Here is a 22,533-nt window from a genome sequence, read left to right as displayed (position 1 = left end):
ACCGGAAAATGACAGTACGCACGCCAATTTATCTGGATTATTCAGCCACCACCCCGATCGATCCACGGGTGGCGGAAAAGATGATCCCCTACCTTACCGAACACTTCGGCAATCCGGCATCGCGCAGCCATGCCTTCGGCTGGACAGCGGAAAAGGCCGTGGAGAACGCACGCGAGGAAGTAGCCAAGCTGGTGAATGCGGACCCGCGCGAAATTGTGTGGACTTCAGGCGCGACCGAGTCCAACAACCTGGCGATCAAGGGCGCAGCCAATTTCTACAGCCCCTCGAAGGGCAAACATATCATCACGGTGCAAACCGAGCACAAGGCGGTGATCGATACGGTGCGTGAGCTTGAGCGACTTGGCTATGAAGCGACTTATCTGATCCCAGAGCCCAACGGCCTCGTGGATCTGGAAAAATTCAAGGCGGCCTTGCGCCCGGACACCGTGCTGGCGTCGGTCATGCTGGTCAACAACGAAATCGGCGTGATCCAGGATGTCGAAGCGATCGGCAATATCTGCCGCGAGCAAGGCGTGATTTTCCACGTGGATGCCGCGCAGGCGACCGGGAAAGTGCATATCGACCTGCAAAAGCTGCCTGTGGACCTGATGAGCTTCTCTGCCCACAAGACTTACGGCCCCAAGGGTATCGGCGCCCTGTACGTGCGCCGCAAGCCGCGCGTGCGCATCGAGGCGCAGATGCATGGCGGCGGCCATGAGCGCGGCATGCGTTCAGGCACGCTGGCAACGCACCAGATCGTCGGCATGGGCGAGGCTTTCCGTATCGCCCGTGAGGAAATGGATAGCGAGAACGTACGCATTCGCCAGTTGCGCGACAGGTTGCTCAAGGGCTTGCAGGAAATTGACGAGGTTTATGTCAACGGCGATCTCGAACACCGCGTCGCCCACAACCTGAACATCAGCTTCAACTTTGTCGAGGGCGAATCGTTGATCATGGCAGTGAAAGATATTGCCGTTTCCAGCGGTTCCGCGTGTACCTCGGCCAGCCTGGAGCCCTCTTATGTCCTGCGGGCGCTAGGTCGCTCCGACGAGTTGGCGCATAGCTCCATCCGCTTCTCGATCGGGCGCTTCACGACGGAAGAGGATATCGATTACACCGTGCAACTGATGAAAGGCAAGATCGGCAAGCTCCGCGAATTGTCCCCGCTTTGGGAAATGCATCTGGAAGGTGTGGACCTGAACACAGTGGCGTGGGCAGCGCATTAGGGAATACCCAAGGCAACAAGCTGGTTGGCCACACAGGTGGCAAGATTGATAAATGCACCTGCCAATGTGCAGCGCTAGTGACTCAATAACAGCGGCATATTGGCAACATTGAGGAGTAGAAAAATGGCTTATTCAGACAAAGTACTCGACCACTACGAGAACCCACGTAACGTAGGTTCCCTGGACAAGAACGATCCCTCTGTCGGCACCGGCATGGTAGGCGCTCCCGCTTGCGGCGACGTGATGAAACTGCAAATCAAGGTCAATGACAACGGCATCATCGAGGACGCCAAGTTCAAGACTTATGGCTGCGGCTCCGCGATTGCATCCAGCTCGCTCGTGACCGAACTCATCAAGGGCAAGTCCCTCGACCAGGCGATGGAAATCAAGAATTCCGACATCGCACAAGAGCTGGCGCTGCCTCCAGTCAAGATCCATTGCTCCGTGCTGGCAGAAGACGCCATCCGTGCAGCAGTGGCGGACCTCAAGGCCAAGCGGGGCGTCAAGGACGAGCAGGCAGCCTAAAGGAGGTCATGCATGGCAATTTCGCTGACAGAAACTGCAGCCAAGCGGGTGCAGAAGTTCCTCGCCAACCGCGGCAAAGGCGTCGGCCTGCGCCTGGGCGTCAAGACGACGGGCTGTTCCGGTATGGCTTACACCTTGGAATTCGTTGACGACATCCATCCGGAAGACCTGGTGTTTGAAAGCCATGACGTTAAGGTGATCGTCGATCCGAAAAGCCTGGTCTACATCGATGGCACGGAACTGGATTTTGCCAAGGAAGGCCTCAATGAAGGTTTCAAGTTCAACAACCCGAACGTGAAGGACGAATGCGGCTGCGGTGAAAGCTTTACGGTATAGCCAGCTTTCCCCTGCCGCTGGCGGCCAGCAGTAGCCTGGCTGCCCTCTCCTGTTCAATCTCCACCCTTTATGTTCAATATACAGCAGAACCACTTTGAGTTATTTGGCTTGCCAGCCCGGTTTGCCGTGGATATGGCGTTGCTGGACCAGCACTACCGAAAACTGCAGGCAGAAGTGCATCCCGACCGTTTCGTGGCGGCCTCGCCCAACGAGCGCATGCAATCCATGCAGTGGGCAACCCAGGTCAACGAGGCCTACCGTACCCTCAAGCATCCAACGTCGCGCGCTCGGTACCTGCTGCAATTGCAAGGGGTGGACACTGAGGAGGAAAGCAACACGGCCATGCCCGCCGACTTCCTCATGCTGCAAATGGAGTGGCGTGAAGCAGTGGAAGAAGCGTTTGACGAGGGCGACGTCACGGCCCTGGACGCCCTGCTCAAGGACATGCGCGAACAGGCCAAGATTCTGGAACAGGCGCTGGCCGACACGCTGGACCGGCAACATGCATGGCATGAATCCGCTGACATTGTGCGCAAATTGAGTTTCGTCGACAAGATACGCAGCGATGTCGAACTTAAGATAAGCAAACTGGAAGACGAGTAACGGCAAGCTATGGCTTTACTACAGATATCAGAACCCGGCATGAGCACTGCGCCGCACCAGCATCGCCTGGCGGTGGGCATAGACCTGGGCACGACCAATTCCCTTGTCGCGACGGTGCGCAGCGGACTGAGCACGGTCTTGCTGGACGAAGCCGGGCATGCATTGCTCCCTTCCGTCGTGCACTACACCGCCGACGGCCAGATTGAGGTAGGCCACCCTGCCCAGCTACAGCAAAGTCAGGACCCGCAGAACACTATCGTATCGGTCAAGCGCTTCCTCGGGCGCGGCCTGGGTGATATCGGGGATACCAACCATCTGCCGTACCGCTTTGTTGAAATGCCGGGCATGGTGCAAATTGAAACCCGCGCCGGGATCAAGAGCCCGGTCGAGGTTTCCGCCGAAATCCTGAAAACGCTCAAAACGCGTGCCGAGCAGGTCCTTGGTGGAGAACTGACCGGCGCCGTCATTACAGTGCCGGCCTACTTCGACGATGCCCAGCGCCAAGCCACCAAGGATGCCGCCCGCCTTGCCGGGTTGAACGTGCTGCGCCTGTTGAACGAACCGACGGCGGCCGCCATCGCCTATGGCCTGGATAATTCCTCGGAAGGCATTTACGTCATCTACGACCTTGGCGGCGGCACTTTTGACGTTTCCATCCTGCGCCTGACCAAGGGCGTTTTCGAGGTACTGTCGACCAACGGCGACTCCGCGCTTGGCGGGGACGACTTCGACCGCCGCATATTCTGCTGGATATTGGAACAAGCGCGCCTGCAGCCCCTCAATCCTGCCGATACGCGCCTGCTGATGACCAAGGCCAAGGAAGCCAAGGAATGGCTCACCGAGCATGCAAGCGCCAACATCACCGCCGTGCTCAGCGATGGCGAAATAGTGAACCTGACCCTGGGCCAGGCGGAATTCCACAGCCTCACCCAGCAACTGCTCAACCGCACTTTGGCCCCGATACGCAAAGCATTGCGGGACGCCTCGCTGGCGGTGGAGGACGTGAAGGGCATTGTGCTTGTCGGCGGGGCGACCCGCATGCCGCAAGTACGCCAGGCCGTCACCGGCTTTTTCGGGCAGGAACCCCTGACCAACCTGGACCCGGACCAGGTCGTCGCACTCGGGGCCGCCATCCAGGCCAACATCCTCGCGGGCAACCGTCATGACGACGAACTGCTGCTGCTGGATGTCATCCCGCTCTCCCTGGGTTTGGAAACCATGGGCGGGCTGGTCGAGAAAGTCATCCCTCGCAACTCCACCTTGCCTATTGCGCGCGCGCAGGATTTCACTACTTTCAAGGACGGCCAGACGGCCATGAGCATCCACGTTCTGCAGGGGGAGCGCGAGCTGGTGACGGATTGCCGCTCGCTGGGCAGGTTCGAATTGCGCGGCATCCCACCGATGGCGGCAGGCGCGGCGCGCATTCGCGTAACGTTCCAGGTCGATGCCGACGGGCTGCTCTCGGTATCGGCGCAGGAACAGACCAGCGGCGCCCATGCCAATATCGTGGTCAAGCCGTCCTATGGCCTGAGCGAGGACCAGATCACCAGCATGCTGCAAGCCTCCTTCACCTCTGCGGAGGCGGACAAGCACGCCCGCGCGCTGCAGGAAGCGAGGGTAGATGCTGCCAGGCTGCTGGAAGCGATCGAAGCAGCCCTGCGCCAGGATGGCGCCGCGCTGCTGAACGACGAGGAAAGAACCGAGATCGCCGCGCAAATGGAAAACCTGCGCAACTGTGCGCGACAGGAGGACAGCGACGCGATCAACCAGGCCGTCGATGCCCTCAACCACGCGACGGAAACCTTTGCCGCGCGCCGCATGGATGCCTCGGTCAGGCAGGCGCTTGCCGGGCAATCACTGAATACTCTGGAACTCTAGGCCATGGCAAAAATTACTGTTCTTCCCCATCCGGAATACTGCCCTGAGGGCAAGACGTTCGAAGCGCAGCCGGACAGGTCAATCTGCCATAACCTGCACAAGCAGGACATTGAGATCGACAGCGCATGTGGCGGCGTATGCGCCTGCACCACTTGCCATGTCTATATCCAGAAGGGTTACGACTCGCTATCCGAGCCTGAGGAAATAGAGGAGGACATGCTGGACCAGGCTTGGGGGCTTAAACCCAATTCCCGCCTTTCCTGCCAGGCCATCGTCGGGGACGAGGATATCGTGGTGGAAATACCGATCTACTCCCTCAACCTGGCCAAGGAGCCGCCCCACTAGCCGGAACCATCCCCGGCTCAGGCCTCGGCCAGCCCGGGCTCCTCAAGCTGCAAACCACGGATATGGGTGCGCCCTGTGCGCCGCGCCGTGTCAAAGCGCAGCATGCCGAGGAAATCCTCCCCCGCGAGTGGACGGCTGAAGATATACCCCTGCAGCTGGTCGCATCCCTGCCCCCGCAGGAATTCGAGCTGCGCCTGGGTTTCCACTCCTTCGGCCACCACATTGATCTTGAGGCTGTGCGCCATGGCGATGATGGCCTGCGTAATCGCCATATCGTCGCTATCCTGCGGGATGTCGCGCACGAAGGATCGGTCGATCTTCAACGAATCGATGGGGAAATGCTTGAGATAGCCCAGCGATGAATAACCGGTGCCGAAGTCATCGATCAGCACATGGCTGCCCAGGTCGCGGAAATGCTGCAGCATCTGGCTGGCGCGTTCCGCATTCTGCATGATCATGCTCTCCGTGATTTCCAGTTCCAGGCAATCCGGCGTGAGGCCGCTTTTCTCCAATGCATTGCTGATCGCCTTGTGCAGGCTGTCCTCGCGGAACTGCCGCGCGGAAATATTCACGCCCACCCGGACCGGACGGCCTGCAATTGCCTGCCAGCGGCAGGCGTCGCGGCATGCCTGTTGCAGCACCCATTCGCCGATCTCGATAATCAGGCCGGTTTCCTCGGCAATTGGGATGAAGTCCTGGGGAGACACCAGGCCGAGCTCTGCGCTATGCCAGCGGATCAAGGCTTCCGCGCCGATGATGCCCTGCTCGGCCAGGTCCAGCTTGGCCTGGTACAGCAAGGTGAATTCGTTGCGTTCCAGTGCGCGACGCAGGCTGTTTTCCAGCGTCAGGCGGCTGACGCTGCTGGCGTTGCTTTCCGCGGAATAAAAATGGAAGGTGTTCTTGCCGTCGTCCTTGGCGCGGTACATGGCCATGTCCGCATTCTTGAGCAGGGAGAAGATATCGACGCCGTCCTCGGGATAGACGCTGATGCCGATGCTGGCGCTGATGTACAGCTCCTGCTGCATCAGGATGAACGGCTGCGCCAACGCATGCATGATCTTGCGCGCCACGCCAGCCAGGTATTGCTGCTCGGTGAAGTCCTCCACCAGCACCACAAACTCGTCCCCGCCCTGGCGGGCAATGGTATCCGTCTGCCGCAAGCACTCCCTCAACCGGCTCGCCGCCTCCTGCAGCAGCATGTCGCCGGCCTGGTGGCCCAGCGTGTCATTGATAATTTTGAACCGGTCGAGATCGATGAACAGCACCCCTATCCGCTGCTGATAGCGCTGCGCCCTCAACAAGGCCAGCTCGGTGCGCTCCTGCAACAATGCACGGTTTGGCAGCCCAGTCAGGCCGTCATGCGTGGCGAGGAACTGCAGCCGCTCCTCGGATTGCTTGCGTTGGCTGATATCCGTCAACACCACGACGTAGTTCTGCAAGATGCCGTTACTATCGTGCACGGTGCTGATGGACACCCATTCCGGGTAGTATTCGCCGCTCTTTTTGTGGGCGAGCAATTCGCCCATCCATTTCCCATCCTGCTGTACCAGGCTTCCGATCGTCTGCCCGCCGTCGCCGGGCTCATCCAGCAGGGACAAGCGCACACCGATGCAATCCCCGCGTTCACATCCGGTCATGTCCAGGTAGGCCTGGTTGACCTCCAGGATATTGAGGTCGCGATCCGCGATCAGGATGGCTTCGCTGGTATTGTCAAACACCTGCTTGGAGAGCTTGAGGCTGGCTTCCGCGGCCTTGCGGGCGGTGATGTCCAGCATCACGCCGAGCAATTCCTGCGGCTTGCCGAACCGGTCAGGGATGACGCGCACGATATCCTGCAGCCAGACCACTCTGCCATCCGCGGCCAGCATCCTGTATTCGAATACATGGTCCTTGAGCTGCTGGGTTTCCCAGGCGCAGAAGTCGACCACCCACTCCCGGTCGTCCGGATGCATGGTCTCCGCCCAGAAACCAGGATTGCCCGTCCATTCCTGTATCGGGTATCCCAGCAGGCTTTCTGCCTCCTGGCTGACGAAAGTGAAGGCCGCATCCGGCGTCGCCCGCCACACCACGGCCTTCACGGACTCCACCAGCTCGCGGTATTCCGCCCGGCTTTGCAGCAAGGCCTCCTCCGCCTGCTTGCGGCTGCTGATATCGATGATCAGCACCACGACGCGCTCGCTGCCGTCACGATAGTTGGCCGCCGCCACCTCGATCGGGATCGGCTTGCCCGACTTGCTGATCGCCATCGCTTCGTAACGGCTCGGCGTATATTCGCCGCGGATGCGTTGCGCATAATGCTGCGCCACGCGCTCGCGGTCGCTCGGATGGATCAGGCTGAGGAAGCTTGAGCCCATCGGGATGTCACGGGCATCGTATCCGCCGATTTTCCATAGGGCCTCGTTGGCGTAGATGATCTTGCCGTCCTCGATCACCACCACGCCTTCGCCGGCATCGGACTGGGCATTGCTCAACGCGTTGTAAAGCCCGAGCTGCCGCCTGAGCTGCTCATCCGCATGCAGGCGCCCGACATGCAGGCCCGACAAGCCCACGCCTATCGACACGGTCACCAACGCAAACATCCAATAATTGAACAAGGCCGCATTGCTGATTTCCATACTGAAATAGCCGTGGTAGCCTCCACCGCCCCACAAGGCCGTCATGACGATCAGCATGGAGGCTAAGGCCGCCCCGCGTTGATGAAAGCTCAATGCCGCCCAGATCACCAACGGAAAGACCAGGAACGCCTTGGCTTCCAGTTCCCCTGCCTGGGACAAAAGATCATTAAACGCAAGGAAGCACAAGCCCAGCAGCATGCCGGCCAGAGCGACGGCTTCCAATATCCTGGTCCTGGTCCAGCGGATAGGCTCGTAGTAGAAGCAAGCCAGGATGGCGGGCGTCAACAGGATGATGCCCAGGGCATCCCCCATCCACCATTGCAGCCAGGTGACATACAGGGCCGGCCCCTGCACGACGCCGAATAGTTTCAGCACCAGACTGCCCAGGCTTGCACTAAGCAATGGGCTGAAGACCGCACCGACCAGCACCATTCCCATGAGGTCGCGCAGACGCGTCATCGCAGGCTCGAACCTGAGGTAGCGCTTGAGGATGTAGTACCCTGCGACAGCGCCGGCGAGCGCGCCGGCACCGACCAATAGTGCGGCGGCGAAGGGCAGGCCGGCACTATATTGTGTCGCCACCACCCCGAGCAGCAGTCCAGGCAGCATACGCGCCCCGCCCAGTATCAACACCGCCAGCGCAAACCCGGCAGGCGGCCAGATGAAAGTGGAAAAGGTGGCGGGCGTCCCGAGCTGGATCGTGCTATGCCCGAGGAGGAAATATCCCAGGGCTATCGCCACTGAGATCAGCAAATATCGGATCGGCCTGGTTCGTTGAGCAGACTGGTGACTTGATATATACATAATCTACGCATTGTATTAGTAAATTCCTACAACTGCGGTTAAAAATCTTTCAACAAATAAAAAGCCCGCACATGGCGGGCTGAAGCAGAAGATTCGAACTCTTCTAGAAGTTATACTGCAACTGCAGACGCAGCAAATCACTGTCATATTTGGCGTAAGGCGAATCCTTGAGATTGCTGCGATCCAGCTTGGCATAATAAGCAGTGAACTCGAGTTCAGGCGATGGCTGCCACTCGAAACCGGCCTCCCAGTCATTTACCCTGTTCTGCGGGGCATTGGTCTCGAATTTCTGCGCGCCGTCATAATACTGCCACTTCACGAACGGCAACATCACGCCATAACCAAAGAAATCCTTGATGCGGTACATGGCCTGGATATAGCCGCCATTGAGCGACTTTTCCTCGATCATGGTGCCCGCGTCGTTCAGCGAAGGCCCCTTGCCCCAGTTCCATTCCGCCTGCAGGCCGAAAGGTTGCGGATACAATACAGCATGCACGCCTACGCGCTGATCCTTGAAACCATCTTCCTTGGAGTTGACTGCAATACCCGTATCTTTGCTCGGCTTGAAAGTACCGTAAATCCCCTGAATACCAGCCTCGAAAATCTGGCCGTTTTCGAACTTGACCGGATAAGTGAAACGCGAGACCAGATGCAGGTTGTCGTTGTTTTCGGAACGGTTGGCGCCGGTGCCGTTGTAGGCGCCGAAGGCGAACACGCCGTAGTTGCCCGAGCCCTTCAGGCCGCTGTCCACGAGATATTTGAACATCTCCTGCTTGTCCTTCGGCGTGTAGTAGTAGAACACGCCCAAGTCCCGCTCATCCTTACAGCAGCTGTTCAATGCGTCGTTACGGTCAAGCGCGATACGGTTCTGGCTCGATTGCAGGTTCTCGAAGCTGTAGGGAATCTTGGATTGGCCGACACGCAGGCGGTGCACTCTGTCCTTGGTCAAGTAGATGTCGCCATAGGCGTCGCGTAGCTGGGCAATATTGCCAGTGCCATCGCCTGTCCGGCTCGCAAAATCTGGTTGGATGTAGTAGGACAAACGTTCACTGATGTCGCCATAGAACACCAGGCGCATGCGGCGGATGAGGAAGTTGGTATTATCGCCAATCGAGCGGTCCGCCTGATGGGAAATATCCTTGTCGCCCCCGATGATGGGGTTGCTGCGGATCTGCATGTATCCGCGTACTTTCATGGTTTCCGACCAGTTTTTCTTGGCCGGCTTTGGCGCAGGCGCCATGGCGATCTTGTCGAGCTTTTCCTCCAACTCCCGTTGCCTGAGCTCCAACTCCTGCTTCATTTCAACCAGATCGATGCTGGCAGCGTTCTCGCTCTTGGCTTCTGCTGTGCTATCAACTGACTTGAAGGTCCCCATTTTCACCCGGTTAGGGCCGGGTTCGGAGAAAATCTGTTTGGTCGTGGAGTCCACATATAACTCCAACACTTGCGCATCCGCCATTGCAGTGGCAGATGTCGTTGCCAGTATTACTGCTGTCGCTAAGGCTTTGCGGGCCGTTTTCCCTGTTGTCATCGCAATCACTTTACAATCCATGCACTTATTTTATTTAGGTCTATGTATCAAGCTTGATACCTGCTCGTGGCGGCAAAGGCCGCCTATCGCTGATGGAGCCTGGCTTTCACAGCGATATGGCGTGCAGTATGTGGTTGCAATGTGACTGAATGATGTACTGAAAATGACAGTTTTATGACATCCAGGTAAATTCTGGCATCAAAAAAGAACTAGAAAACCGCTTTCCTTTCCATTATTTTCATCAAACCGTCATGGTTTAACTGCATGATGCGATGAAATTTTTGCCAAATCCTTTCACAAACTTACATTTCTTTACAATAAGTTTTTTATAGAAACAATAAAATTTACCTATAATAATCATATTTATACGGAACAAAATAATTCCTATTATGTCTTTCATAAGACCGATTACACATACATCATCCATTAATACGATAAATTTTTAACTCAGCAGGGGAAGTAAAAACATGTACAAACACCCACTACAAGACCGCGACAAAATGTCGCCGCAAGAAGCCCTGGCCATCCTGCTGGAAGGCAATGAACGCTTTACCCAGAATATTTCAGCCCACCGGGATTTGCTGAATGTGGTGAATATCACCAAGGACAAGCAGCACCCTTTTGCCGCCATCCTCAGTTGCAGCGACTCGCGCACATCAACGGAACTGATCTTCGATCAGGGCCTGGGCGATCTTTTCAGCGTGCGCCTGGCGGGGAATATTGCTTCGCGCAAGGCGATTGGCAGCCTGGAATACTCATGCAAATACCTGGGCAGCAAGCTGATCGTCGTGCTTGGCCATACCAATTGCGGCGCGGTGAAGGCGGCCTGCGACGGTTTCTCCGGCGGCCATATCGGCGAAATCACCAAGATGATCTTTCCTGCCGTCGAAGCTGAAAAGCAGACCAAGGAAAACCGCTCATCCTCGAACGATACCTTTGTCGGCCACGTGTGCGAACTCAACGTCAAGACCCAGATCGACACCATCTGGAACTCCAGCGATATCCTGCGAGACCTCTTGAACAAAGGCGAAATCGGCATTGTCGGCGGCGTCTACGACCTGGCCACAGCCAAGGTGAACTTCCCCGAGACTTACCAGATATTCAGCGCAGACCATCCCTTGGTGCAGAACTAGGCGAACCGCGACTCCTCTTTCTCAGGATTAAACTAGCATGACAACTCAAACCAATACGGCTGAAGTAAAAGCAGGCAGCCTCAGCAAAGACTTCTTTGCCTCCATTGTGGTATTTTTGGTGGCAGTGCCATTATGTCTTGGCATCGCGATTGCCTCAGGCCTCCCGCCGACAGCCGGCATTATCACAGGGATTATCGGCGGCCTTGTGGTCGGCTCGATTTCCGGCTCCCCGTTGACCGTTAGCGGCCCGGCCGCAGGCCTGGTCGTGATCGTGGCCGATATCGTCACCGAGTTCGGCCTTGCCATTTACGGCGTGATCGTATTGGCGGCAGGCTTCGTGCAGATACTCGCCGGAGTGTTCAAACTCGGGGTGTGGTTCCGCGCCATCTCGCCTGCGGTGATCCATGGCATGCTGGGCGGTATTGGCATACTGATCATCGGTTCGCAATTCCACATCATGCTTGACCGCGATCCTCTGTCTAACGGCATCAAGAACCTACTGGACATCCCCAACGGCCTGCTGGAAACATTCGAATCGCATGGCGGCAATATTTACGCCGCGATTACCGGCATCATCACCATTGCGTCCATCGTACTCTGGACGCGCTATGCCCCTACTCGGCTCAAGCTGATTCCGGGCGCATTGATTGGGGTGGTATTGGCAGTGATCGTCGCCAACCTGTTCAGCTTCGACATCAAGTACCTCACCGACCTGTTCGACGGCCCGACCAACCTGCAGAACATCCTAGGCACCATCATCACCCCGACGATGAGCACTGTTGAAGCCTCCATGACAGCCGGCGTGCTGCTCGCGGTCGTGTCGCTCGCTTTCATTGCCAGTGCGGAATCATTGCTGTCTTGCGCCGCGGTTGACCAGATGCACCAAGGCGTTCGTACCAAGTACGACCGCGAGCTGATGGCGCAAGGCGTGGGTAACGCCATTTGCGGCTTCCTCAGCGCATTGCCGATGACAGGCGTGATCGTGCGCTCCAGCGCCAACGTCGAGGCAGGCGCCACCAGCCGCGCATCCACCATCATGCACGGCTTGTGGCTGCTGCTGTTCATCAGTATTTTCCTGTTCACATTGGAATATATCCCGGTCGCGACCCTGGCCGGCGTCTTGGTGTACACCGGCTACAAGCTGGCCTACCCCAAGGTGGCCAAGGAACTGCTGGCTTACGGCAAGGCCGAGCTGGCAATCTACATCATCACCATCGTCACCATCGTCAGCTTCAACCTGCTGGCAGGCGTCGTCACCGGCCTGGCATTGTCGATTGCAAAGCTGCTGTACGTGTTCTCCCATGTCTCCATCAAGGCGGAGCACCAGCCCAACAGCAAGCAAACCACGCTGCACCTGAAGGGCTCCGCCACGCAGCTCGGCATCCCCAAGCTGGTTTCCGTGCTGGACCATCTGGAAGCCGGTCGCGATATCCATGTGCAGTTTGATGATCTCGAATACATCGATCATGCCTGCATCGAGTTGCTCAATGGCTGGCAAAAGCAGTATCAGATGACTGGCGGCAATGTCACTATCGAATGGGATAGCCTGATTGGTAAATACCATGCCAAGGAAGCTGCCGCTGCCAATGGCATTTGACCAGAGCTTGCCAGCATAATAAAAAAGCCCCGTCAGGGGCTTTTTTATTATCTCGGGATCATTGCCTCATGCAGACTGGATGCGCTTGACCTTGCTGCTGCCTTCATCCGCAGAGAGGGAAGCGATATCGCCGGACAGCTCTCCCCCTTCTTCAATCAGGATCTTGCCATAACGTATTTTCCCGCTCACACGGCCGGTGGAATGAATGATCAGCTGGCTGCGTGCCGTCAACTCGCCTTCGAAATTTCCATGGACCTCGGCCACATCAATGCCCACCTTGCCGGAGAAAGCGCCATGCTCCGCGATCTGGATCACACGGCTATCCATCGTAGCTTCGACACGCCCTTCCACCACGAGAATGTCGCAGTCCTGAATCTCGGCCCCCTTCAACTTGACGTCGGGCCCGACGATCAGGCGGCTGCCGGTCTGGGCATCGGCGTGTACGCCTGCTGCCGATGACGTCTCAGGCTTGGAGGCGGAAGCCGCGGTATTCGTGACTGGCGTGGCCTGGTAAGGCACCGAGGTGGTTTCCGGCTTGCTATTCAAGGGAGTAGAAACAGGATTGACGCTGGAGCTGCTTTGGGGAGTAGAAGTGCGGTTGAATAGACCTTGCTTGTTTAACATGGAAAAAACCTCTCTATTGATGACAGACAGGCCTATTTGATCAATAAGCCAAGACCATCGACAGTCAGCAAGGTATATGCCACGCAATATTAATTGTTCATAATCAACTTATTATGAAAATAAATTCATATTCAACAAGAGATTGCTGCTCAAAATGTCGCTGATGTACGACGTCGCGGGCCTCGCCATCTCAGCAATCCAGCATGGTGAGGATTAAGACCGTATGGGATACAGGCGTCAAACAACGCTATATCAGCCGTGCGGCCAAGGCAGCTAAAAAGCGTCATTGAGTCCTACACATAAAGCGCTTGTCGCTGACAGACAACAATTGCGGAACTATGCAAGCAATAAAAAAGGCCGGTATGACCGGCCTTGGCAAGGTTAGTGTTCCGGCCGCATATGCGGGAACAGGATCACGTCGCGGATGCTGGGGCTATCGGTCAACAGCATCACCAGGCGGTCGATGCCGATGCCGCACCCGCCTGTCGGCGGCATGCCGTATTCGAGCGCGCGGATGAAGTCCGCATCGTAATACATGGCCTCGTCATCCCCGGCCTCCTTGGCAGCCACCTGGGCATGGAAGCGCGCCGCCTGGTCTTCCGCATCGTTCAGTTCCGAGAAGCCATTGGCGATCTCGCGACCAGTGATGAACAGCTCATACCGTTCCGTAATTGCAGGATCGGTATCGGATGCACGCGCCAACGGCGAGACTTCGACCGGGTAATCGATGATATAGGTGGGGTCCCAGAGCTGGCTTTCTGCCGTCTCTTCAAACAAGGCCAGCTGCAAGGCGCCCAGGCCAAGGTGGGCAAACGCCTCCACGCCGAATTTCTTCAGCTCCTGGCGCAGGAAAGCCTGGTCGCTCAATTGTTCCAAGGTGTATTGCGGCGCGTATTTCTGGATCGCGCCGACAATGGTCAGCCGCTCGAACGGCTTGCCCAGGTCGAGCTCGCGTCCCTGGTACTCCACCACGGCAGAACCGCAGGCAGCGATCGCCGCAGCGCGGATACAGCTCTCGGTGAAGTCCATCAGCCATTTGTAGTCCGTGTAGGCCGCATAGAATTCCATCATGGTGAATTCCGGGTTGTGGCGCACGCTCAGGCCTTCGTTGCGGAAGTTGCGGTTGATCTCGAACACGCGCTCGAAGCCGCCGACTATCAGGCGCTTGAGGTAGAGCTCGGGCGCAATCCGCATGTACATCTGCATGTCCAGCGCATTGTGGTGCGTAATGAACGGCTTGGCAGCCGCGCCGCCGGGAATCGGATGCAGCATGGGCGTCTCCACTTCCAGGAACTCGTGGCTGAGCATGAAAGCGCGGATCGCCGCGACGATCTTGCTGCGCGCCACGAAGGTCTTGCGGGTTTCCTCGGACACGATCAGGTCGACATAGCGCTGGCGGTATTTGGTTTCCTGGTCTGCCAGGCCGTGGAATTTTTCCGGCAAGGGACGCAGGGACTTGGTCAGCAGGCGCAGTTCGCTCACCTTGACGGAAAGTTCGCCGGTCTTGGTCTTGAACAGGGTGCCGCGTGCCGCGATGATGTCGCCAAGGTCCCACTTCTTGAAGGCGTCGTAGGTTTCTTCGCCGACATTTTCCCTGGTGACGAACACCTGGATGCGGCCGCTCTTGTCCTGCACCGTGGCGAAACTGGCCTTGCCCATGACGCGCTTGAGCATCATGCGGCCGGCGATCGCCACGCCCAGCGCCTGGGATTCCAGCTCTTCGCCTTCGACCGGGTCGTAACTGTCATGCAGGCTTTGCGCGGCATGCTCGGGCTTGAAGTCGTTGGGAAAGGCCACGCCCTGCTCGCGGATCGCCTTGAGTTTCTCGCGGCGCTCGGCGATCACATGGTTTTCATCCTGCTGCGCGCTGGCTGCTTCATTCGCCGTCTTGGAATTTTGTGCGTCACTCACCCTTACACTCCCTGCTTCAAACTTTCAGAAATAAACGGATCCAGGTCGCCGTCCAGCACCCCCTGGGTATTGCCGACCTCGACATTGGTGCGCAAATCCTTGATGCGCGACTGGTCGAGCACGTAGGAACGGATCTGGTGCCCCCAACCGATATCGGTCTTGGCGTCTTCCATCGCCTGTTTCTCTTCGTTGCGCTTGCGCAGCTCCAGCGCGTACAGCTGCGCCTTCAGCATGTTCATCGCCTCGTCCTTGTTGCGGTGTTGCGAACGGTCGTTCTGGCACTGCACGACGGTATTGGTCGGCAAGTGGGTGATACGCACCGCGGAATCGGTCTTGTTGATGTGCTGGCCGCCCGCGCCGGAGGCGCGGTAGGTGTCGATACGCAGGTCGGCCGGGTTGATCTCCACTACAATGGAATCGTCCACCTCGGGGTAGACGAACACGCTGGCGAACGAGGTATGGCGGCGGTTGCCGGAATCGAACGGCGATTTGCGCACCAGCCGGTGCACGCCGCTCTCGGTGCGCAGAAAGCCGTAGGCGTAGTCGCCGGAGATTTTCAGCGAGGCGCTCTTGATGCCGGCCACATCGCCCTCGGACTCCTCCAATACCTCGACCTTGAAGCCCTTGTTCTCGCAATAGCGCAAATACATGCGCAACAGCATGGAGGCCCAGTCCTGCGCCTCGGTGCCGCCCGAACCGGCCTGGATGTCGAGGAAGCAATTGTTCGGGTCCATCGGGTGGGCGAACATGCGGCGGAACTCCATTTCCGCGACGATCTTTTCCAGCGACTGCGTATCGGCATCGATGCTGAGCAGGGTGTCGTCGTCGTTTTCCTCGCGCGCCATCTCGAACAGCTCTCGGCTGTCGCGCACGCCGTTATCGACTTCGGTCAGCGAGTTGACGACGAACTCCAGCTCGCGCCGCTCCTTGCCGAGCTTTTGCGAACGCTCGTTGTCGTTCCAGATGTTGGGGTCTTCTAGAAGTTGCGAAACCTCTTCCAGGCGCTGCTGCTTGGTTTCGAAGTCAAAGATACCCCCGTAGGGCCTGGTGACGCTCCGCAAGGTCATCCAGGCGGTTGGCGATGAGATTAAGTTGTTCCGCTTCCATGCAATGTCCGAACTGACTGAATTCAAAGCGCGTAATTATACATTAATGCCCAGGCGGCCGCTGTTTGCCGTGCAGAATACCCATGCCCGCAGTCATGTATTCTCAGGCACCGGTTTTATCTAGAATTCAACGCATCATATTAATTTAGGATGCACCATGCGCACACCCAATCCTGCATACCTCATGCTGATCGGCAGCCTGACCTTCACCCAGCCGGCGCTGGCGTTGGTTGGCAGCACGCCCACCACCGACTTTGGCCTGGTAGGGCAAATTGTGGGCGGCGCCGACGGCGTGCTGGTGGCGCCCAATTGGGTGTTGACTGCCGGGCATGCGGCCACGACCGGCAAGGTGTTTTCTTCGGGGTACGGCGACGCCGTGATCGATGATAAATTCGTGCTTCCCAATTACCAGTTCCCCGGCAACGACCTGGCGCTCCTGCACCTGGCCACGCCGATTGTCGCCGACAGCTATGCGGCGCTGAACCTGGCCTATATCAAGGATGTCGAGCCATATGGCACGGTGACGTTGGCCAATGCGGGCGGGAACGGCGATGGACGCTATGTGGAAACCACGCTGACCGACAATATTGCACGCGTCGGAAATTACAACGTGCACTGGATCATCACCGACAGCACGCCCAGCGGCAGCGCGATCGTGCAAGGCGGGGATAGCGGCAGCGGGTTATTCCTCGGCGCACACGATGAAGATGATCTGATCCTGGGCGGCATCGCCTCCGCCATCTGCCGGACCAACAAGTCTTGCTACGTCCAGCCATCGGCCTATCACGACTGGCTGGATATCACCATGCTGCTTTACACTCCTACCGATCCCGACGAGGCAATCCACCAGAAATTGAACTGGGTGGGTACGCCTTCCGGCTCCAGCACATTGCCGGCCCTCGCTGTGGCCCAGGTCAGCGCCGTTCCCGAACCTGCCTCCTATATACTGCTGATACTTGGCATTGCGCTGCTCGCCTGCCCGCTCGCGGAAGCCAGGCGCGCTCACCGCAAGGCAGGCCCGGCAGCATGACATTTTGCCTATTTGTCACAAATATGAAATATTTACGCTTTATATTTGCCGGGTTGTCATCGGGGCATAATTGATATTGAGGCTCCAGGCAACACTTGACCAATCTACGGAGCCTATATGCAATCCCAATTTGTTCCAAGCCAGTTACTGAAGGCAGCAGGTGTTGCTGCCCTCGTTGCCGCTGTATTCTCCATGCCCCATGCAGAAGCAGCGCCAGCAAAAAACGACATTATCCGCATCGACGGCTCCAGCACCGTTTACCCAATCACTGAAGCGGTGGCCGAAGAATTCCAGAAGGCCAAGCGCATCAAGGTGACCGTCGGCATTTCCGGCACAGGCGGCGGCTTCAAGAAATTCTGCCGCGGCGAAACCGACATCTCCGAGGCTTCACGTCCTATCCTGACCAAGGAAATCGAAGCCTGTAAGGCAGCCGGCATCGAATTCATCGAACTGCCGGTGGCTTATGACGCCCTGACCGTAGTGGTTAACCCGAAAAACGCATTCATTAAGAGCTTCACCGTCGAAGAACTGAAGAAACTCTGGGAGCCTGAAGCGCAAGGCAAGATCAAGACCTGGAAGCAAGTCAACCCAAGCTGGCCCGACACTCCAGTGAAGCTGTTCGGCGCCGGTTCCGATTCCGGTACGTTCGATTACTTCACCGAGGCGATTGTCGGCAAGGCCAAGTCCAGCCGCGGCGACTTCACCGCCTCCGAGGACGATAACGTCCTGGTGCAGGGCGTTGCCAGCGATGTCGCCGCCACCGGCTATTTCGGCTTCGCCTATTATGAAGAGAACAGCAAGCGCGTGAAGGCCGTGCCTATCGTGGCCAAGGCTGGCGCGCCTGCGGTGCTGCCATCCCGCGAAACCGTGATGAACGGTACGTACCAACCGTTGTCACGCCCGCTCTTTATCTACGTCAGCGCAACGGCCGCAAAAAACAATCCCAACGTCAAAGCGTTCATCGATTTCTACCTGGCGAACAGCAAGGAGCTAGTCGAGGAAGTGAAATATGTCGCCTTGCCTGCGCATGAATACGCTGCGGTCAACGAGCATTGGAAGGCACAGAAAGTCGGCACCGGCTTTGGCGGCGAGCCTGAAGTGGGCATCAAGATCACTGATCTGCTGAAGCGTATCAAGTAATACTTACGATGCCGGAAAGCCGGATATTTTCAGGCTTCCCGGCATCGCCCGCATAACTGCATTCCGTTACAATGCACGGATTATCAATGTGATCATGGTCTCTCAAGTGTTACAAAAACCCGCCGAACTCCCCATCAGTGCCCGCTTGGCCAAGAATGTGCGCCGTCACCTCCTGGAGCGGGTCATTGAATTCATCCTGATGCTGGCGGCGCTTTCCGCCGTCGCCACCACGATTTCGATCGTCGTGATTCTGCTGTATGAATCCTTCACTTTCTTTGAGCATGTATCATTGTGGGACTTCCTGACCGATACGGAATGGACGCCCCTGTTCGAGAACGCCCATTACGGCATCCTGCCCCTGGTGTCCGGCACCTTGACCACCTCGGCCATCGCATTGGCCGTGGCGATTCCCCTGGGTACCATAGGCGCGATCTACCTCTCGGAATTCGCTTCGCACCGTACCCGTGAAATCGTCAAGCCCATCCTAGAATTGCTGGTCGGCGTGCCGACCGTGGTGTTCGGCTATTTTGCCCTGCTGTTCGTCACGCCGCTGCTGCAAAAAATCTTCCCGGAACTGCCCGGCTTCAACATGCTCGGGCCAGGTATCGTCATGGGCATCATGATCATTCCCTATATCAGCTCCATGGCGGAAGACGCCATGCGCGCCGTGCCCATGAGCATGCGCGAGGGCTCCTACGCCATGGGAGCGACCCGCTTCCAGACCGCCATCCGCGTGGTGACGCCTGCCGCCATCTCCGGCATCATCGCAGCCTACATCCTGGGTATTTCCCGTGCCGTAGGTGAAACCATGGTGGTAGCGCTCGCCGCTGGCCAGCAACCCAACTTGACCTTCAACCCGATGGAAAGCGCGGCCACAATTACCGCCTACATCGTGCAAGTCGCCATGGGCGACCTGCCGCACGGCAGCATCGGTTACCAAAGTATTTTTGCTGCCGGCCTGGTGCTGATGCTGATGACGCTCACATTCAACATCATCGGCCACCTCACCCGCAAGAGATTCCGCGAGGTATATTAATCATGACGACACAAGCATCCGTACTGGAAAACCTCGCCGAAGTGCGGACCATGATCCGCAAGCACAAACGCAACGACTTCATTTTCTCCATCGTTGGCTTGCTGGCATTGATGATAGGCCTGCTTACCCTGCTCACCCTGTTCATCGACTTGGTGGCAGACGGCTATCCCCGCTTCAACCTTGACTTCCTGACCAACTATCCATCCCGCCGTGCAGCCAGTGCCGGCTTGCTATCGGCCTGGGTGGGCTCCCTGCTGGTCATGCTGGTGACATTCTTCTCTGCCGTTCCCATGGGAGTGGCTGCCGGTATTTACTTGGAAGAATACGCCCCCAAGAACTGGTTCTCCGATCTGATCGAGATCAACGTCACCAATCTGGCTGGCGTACCTTCGATCGTCTATGGCCTGCTGGCGCTTGGTCTGTTCGTCTATGGCCTGGGCTTCGGCGAAAGCATCCTGACCGCGGGCCTGACCCTTGGCTTGCTCATCCTGCCTATCGTCATCGTGACCACGCGCGAGTCTATCCGCGGCATCCCGGTTTCCATCCGCGAAGCGGCCTATGCCGTAGGAGCAACCAAATGGCAGGTGGTTTTCCACCATGTGCTGCATTACTCCTCCGGCGGCATCCTGACCGGCATCATCATCGGCATGGCGCGTGCGCTGGGCGAAACCGCGCCTATCATCACGATCGGCGCATTGACCTTTATCGCCTTCCTGCCGCCATCTCCAGTCAGCGATGTGGCGCCGTTCATCAATTTTGAATGGCTGCAATCCGGCTTCACCGTGTTGCCTATCCAGATGTTCAACTGGCTGTCGCGCCCCGACCATGCCTTCCACATCAACGCTGCGGCTACCGGCGCCTTGATCATCGTCGTGACCTTGCTCATGAACGGCACGGCGATCTGGCTGCGCTACCGCATCCGCAAGAACATCAAGTGGTAAGCCACATCAAACAGAACGATTTCAGAATCAGGATATTGACATCATGGTAACAACAACTAGCCCGGTCAAAGCCGAATCACGCAACCTGAACTTCTACTACAGCAGCGGCCACAAGGCGCTCAAGGGCATCACCATGCCGCTGTACGAAAAGCGCATCACGGCCCTGATCGGCCCATCCGGCTGCGGCAAGTCCACGTTCCTGCGCTGCTTCAACCGCATGCACGACCTCTACCCCGGCAACAAGTACGACGGCCAGATCGTCATGCACCCGGACAACACCAACATCCTCGACAACGGCGTCGACCCGATCGAAGTGCGCATGCGCATCAGCATGGTGTTCCAGAAGCCCAACCCGTTTCCCAAGTCCATCTACGAAAACGTCGCTTACGGCCTGCGCGTACGCGGCGAGCGCAGCAAGCGCGTGGTGGACGACAAGGTGGAAGAAGCGCTCAAGGGCGCTGCCCTCTGGGACGAAGTGAAAAACCGCCTGCACGACCTGGCTTTCAACCTTTCCGGCGGCCAGCAGCAGCGCCTCTGTATCGCCCGCGCATTGGCGACCGACCCCGAGATCATGCTGTTCGACGAACCGACCTCGGCGCTGGACCCGATCGCCACCGCCAACATCGAAGAGCTGATGTCCGAACTGCGCAACAAGCTCACCATCCTGGTCGTGACACACAACATGCAGCAGGCCGCGCGCGTTTCCGACTACACGGCCTACATGTACCTGGGCGAACTGATCGAGTATGACGACACCGACAAGATCTTCACCAACCCCAGCCGCAAGGAAACCGAAGACTACATTACCGGCAAGTTCGGCTAATCGAGTTTTCAGGCAATGTCAGAAAAGCCGGATTGCTCCGGCTTTTTTATTTTGCATATCGATCCAGCCCCAGGTCGTCATGCTGGATATCCGCTTCCTTACCCGAGATGATATCGGCAAGCAGTTTCCCTGATCCGCAAGCCATGGTCCAGCCCAGCGTGCCATGACCGGTATTCAAGTAGAGGTTTGGCAAGGGCGTGCCTCCGACAGTGGGGGTGCCGTCGGGGGTCATGGGGCGCAGGCCGGTCCAGAAATTAGTCTGGCTCAGGTCGGCGGCGCCGGGGAACAGGTCGTCGACGATCAGTTTCAACGTGCCTTCTCGTCTTGGACTGAGGCGGCGGTCGAACCCGACCAATTCGGCCATGCCGCCCACGCGGATACGATTGTCGAAGCGCGTCACGGCGGTCTTGTAGGTTTCATCCAACACTGTCGAAACAGGCGCTGAGGCCTCGTCAATAATGGGAACGGTGATGGAATAGCCCTTGACTGGGTAAACGGGAGTCGAGCACGCCCTTGAGAAAACTGGTCGAGTAGGCGGACAAGGCGACAATATAGGCATCCGCCTGCAATCGCTCGCCATTCACCACCACGCCCTGGACACTGCCAAATTCAATATCGAGACGGGAGATTTCCTGTCCGTAACGGAACTGTACGCCCCTGGCTGCGGCCATTTCCGCCAGGCGGGTCGTGAACAGGTGGCAATCCCCGGTTTCATCATGCGGCAGCCACAAGCCGCCCGTCAGCTTCTGATTAACACGTTCCAGGGCAGGCTCTGCCTTAGACAGCAATGATCTCGGCAGCAACTCGAAAGGTACATGGGCAAAGCGCAATACTTCGATGTCCCGCACCGCAGCATCCAGCTGCTCCTGGGTACGGAACAGTTGCAAGGTACCTTGCTGCCTGCCTTCATATTCAATGCCGGTATCGGCACGCAGCCGATCCAGGCAATCGCGGCTGTATTCGGCCAGGCGCACCATGCGCGCCTTGTTCTGCTCGTAACGCGCGGCCGTGCAATTCTGCAGCAGTTGCCACATCCACCGCAGCTGCTGCCAGGAACCGTCCGGCTTGATAAATAATGGCGCATGGCGGCGCAGCATCCATTTGAGCGCCTTGAGGGGAACGCCGGGCGCTGCCCAGGGGCTGGAATAGCCGGGAGAAACCTGCCCGGCATTGGCGTAGCTGGTTTCAAGCGCAGGACCGGGCTGCCGGTCCAGCACGATGACTTCATGTCCGGCTTCGGCAAGATACCAGGCAGTCGTCACGCCGATCACGCCGCTGCCCAGGACGATCACTCTCACATTGCCTCCTCACCATGCCAGATAAGGCTAG

18 protein-coding genes and 1 pseudogene are annotated in these 22,533 nt (G+C 57.8%); 13 read left to right on the top strand and 6 right to left on the bottom strand.

Annotation, left to right across the window (positions count from 1 at the left end; genetic code table 11):
- Positions 1–8 precede the first annotated feature (8 nt).
- The 6 genes from ACKF11_RS02715 to fdx all read left to right on the top strand — a co-directional run bounded on the left by ACKF11_RS02715 (position 9) and on the right by fdx (position 4,913).
- A complete protein-coding gene (locus ACKF11_RS02715; RefSeq protein WP_407995869.1) occupies positions 9–1,226 on the top strand; it encodes an IscS subfamily cysteine desulfurase in 1,218 nt (405 codons plus the stop codon).
- Between the two features lie 123 nt (positions 1,227–1,349).
- A complete protein-coding gene (gene iscU / locus ACKF11_RS02710; RefSeq protein ID WP_309564753.1) occupies positions 1,350–1,751 on the top strand; it encodes a Fe-S cluster assembly scaffold IscU in 402 nt (133 codons plus the stop codon).
- 12 nt (positions 1,752–1,763) lie between these two features.
- Positions 1,764–2,087: an iron-sulfur cluster assembly protein IscA gene (gene iscA / locus ACKF11_RS02705; RefSeq protein ID WP_309564752.1), complete on the top strand. Its 324-nt coding sequence runs from the start codon at positions 1,764–1,766 to the stop codon at positions 2,085–2,087.
- A gap of 69 nt (positions 2,088–2,156) precedes the next feature.
- Positions 2,157–2,690, top strand: coding sequence for a Fe-S protein assembly co-chaperone HscB (gene hscB, locus ACKF11_RS02700; protein WP_407995868.1), 534 nt, complete (start codon positions 2,157–2,159; stop codon positions 2,688–2,690).
- Positions 2,691–2,699: 9 nt separating this feature from the next.
- Complete coding sequence (hscA, locus tag ACKF11_RS02695; protein WP_407995867.1) at positions 2,700–4,568, top strand: Fe-S protein assembly chaperone HscA; 1,869 nt, start codon at positions 2,700–2,702, stop codon at positions 4,566–4,568.
- A 3-nt stretch (positions 4,569–4,571) separates the two neighbouring features.
- Complete coding sequence (fdx, locus tag ACKF11_RS02690; RefSeq protein ID WP_309564749.1) at positions 4,572–4,913, top strand: ISC system 2Fe-2S type ferredoxin; 342 nt, start codon at positions 4,572–4,574, stop codon at positions 4,911–4,913.
- 17 nt (positions 4,914–4,930) lie between these two features.
- Here the strand turns inward: fdx and ACKF11_RS02685 are convergent, their stop codons facing one another.
- Together ACKF11_RS02685 and ACKF11_RS02680 are read right to left on the bottom strand one after the other, a co-directional pair.
- Positions 4,931–8,281, bottom strand: a complete 3,351-nt coding sequence (locus ACKF11_RS02685) for a bifunctional diguanylate cyclase/phosphodiesterase (RefSeq protein ID WP_407995866.1) — start codon at positions 8,279–8,281, stop codon at positions 4,931–4,933.
- 154 nt (positions 8,282–8,435) lie between these two features.
- The gene (locus ACKF11_RS02680; RefSeq protein ID WP_407995865.1) at positions 8,436–9,791 is read right to left on the bottom strand and encodes a porin; all 1,356 of its coding nucleotides are present in this window, start codon (positions 9,789–9,791) and stop codon (positions 8,436–8,438) included.
- Between the two features lie 539 nt (positions 9,792–10,330).
- On the opposite strand from ACKF11_RS02680, the gene ACKF11_RS02675 reads away from it, so the two are divergent.
- Both ACKF11_RS02675 and ACKF11_RS02670 read left to right on the top strand, forming a co-directional pair.
- The gene (locus ACKF11_RS02675; RefSeq protein WP_309564746.1) at positions 10,331–10,996 is read left to right on the top strand and encodes a carbonic anhydrase; all 666 of its coding nucleotides are present in this window, start codon (positions 10,331–10,333) and stop codon (positions 10,994–10,996) included.
- 37 nt (positions 10,997–11,033) lie between these two features.
- Complete coding sequence (locus ACKF11_RS02670; protein WP_407995864.1) at positions 11,034–12,593, top strand: SulP family inorganic anion transporter; 1,560 nt, start codon at positions 11,034–11,036, stop codon at positions 12,591–12,593.
- Between the two features lie 66 nt (positions 12,594–12,659).
- On the opposite strand, the gene ACKF11_RS02665 is transcribed toward ACKF11_RS02670, so the two are convergent.
- The 3 genes from ACKF11_RS02665 to prfB all read right to left on the bottom strand — a co-directional run bounded on the left by ACKF11_RS02665 (position 12,660) and on the right by prfB (position 16,235).
- Positions 12,660–13,217: a bactofilin family protein gene (locus tag ACKF11_RS02665; protein WP_407995863.1), complete on the bottom strand. Its 558-nt coding sequence runs from the start codon at positions 13,215–13,217 to the stop codon at positions 12,660–12,662.
- Positions 13,218–13,598: 381 nt separating this feature from the next.
- Entirely contained in the window at positions 13,599–15,128 is a 1,530-nt protein-coding gene (lysS, locus tag ACKF11_RS02660) for a lysine--tRNA ligase (protein ID WP_407995862.1), read from the bottom strand.
- 2 nt (positions 15,129–15,130) lie between these two features.
- A protein-coding gene (prfB, locus tag ACKF11_RS02655) for a peptide chain release factor 2 (RefSeq protein ID WP_407995861.1) occupies positions 15,131–16,235 on the bottom strand; the annotation gives its coding sequence in 2 pieces (ribosomal slippage) (positions 15,131–16,153 and positions 16,155–16,235; 1,104 coding nt in all).
- Between the two features lie 156 nt (positions 16,236–16,391).
- On the opposite strand from prfB, the gene ACKF11_RS02650 reads away from it, so the two are divergent.
- The 5 genes from ACKF11_RS02650 to pstB all read left to right on the top strand — a co-directional run bounded on the left by ACKF11_RS02650 (position 16,392) and on the right by pstB (position 21,204).
- The gene (locus ACKF11_RS02650; protein ID WP_407995860.1) at positions 16,392–17,264 is read left to right on the top strand and encodes a trypsin-like serine protease; all 873 of its coding nucleotides are present in this window, start codon (positions 16,392–16,394) and stop codon (positions 17,262–17,264) included.
- A 117-nt stretch (positions 17,265–17,381) separates the two neighbouring features.
- A complete protein-coding gene (locus ACKF11_RS02645) occupies positions 17,382–18,404 on the top strand; it encodes a PstS family phosphate ABC transporter substrate-binding protein (protein WP_407995859.1) in 1,023 nt (340 codons plus the stop codon).
- A gap of 94 nt (positions 18,405–18,498) precedes the next feature.
- Positions 18,499–19,440: a phosphate ABC transporter permease subunit PstC gene (gene pstC / locus ACKF11_RS02640; protein WP_309564739.1), complete on the top strand. Its 942-nt coding sequence runs from the start codon at positions 18,499–18,501 to the stop codon at positions 19,438–19,440.
- A 2-nt stretch (positions 19,441–19,442) separates the two neighbouring features.
- Positions 19,443–20,381 carry a phosphate ABC transporter permease PstA gene (gene pstA, locus ACKF11_RS02635; RefSeq protein ID WP_309564738.1) on the top strand — a complete coding sequence of 313 codons (939 nt, stop codon included), beginning with the start codon at positions 19,443–19,445 and terminating at the stop codon, positions 20,379–20,381.
- A gap of 43 nt (positions 20,382–20,424) precedes the next feature.
- A complete protein-coding gene (gene pstB / locus ACKF11_RS02630; RefSeq protein ID WP_407995858.1) occupies positions 20,425–21,204 on the top strand; it encodes a phosphate ABC transporter ATP-binding protein PstB in 780 nt (259 codons plus the stop codon).
- A gap of 46 nt (positions 21,205–21,250) precedes the next feature.
- Here the strand turns inward: pstB and ACKF11_RS02625 are convergent.
- Positions 21,251–22,466, bottom strand: a pseudogene (locus tag ACKF11_RS02625) (D-amino acid dehydrogenase).
- Positions 22,467–22,533 lie beyond the last annotated feature (67 nt).

The organism is Methylobacillus draconifructus (assembly GCF_045984385.1).
In the GTDB taxonomy this organism is placed as follows: Bacteria; Pseudomonadota; Gammaproteobacteria; order Burkholderiales; family Methylophilaceae; genus Methylobacillus; species Methylobacillus flagellatus_A.
The sequence above is the reverse complement of the archived record's forward strand: the minus strand, read 5'-3'. Positions and strand labels throughout refer to the sequence as shown.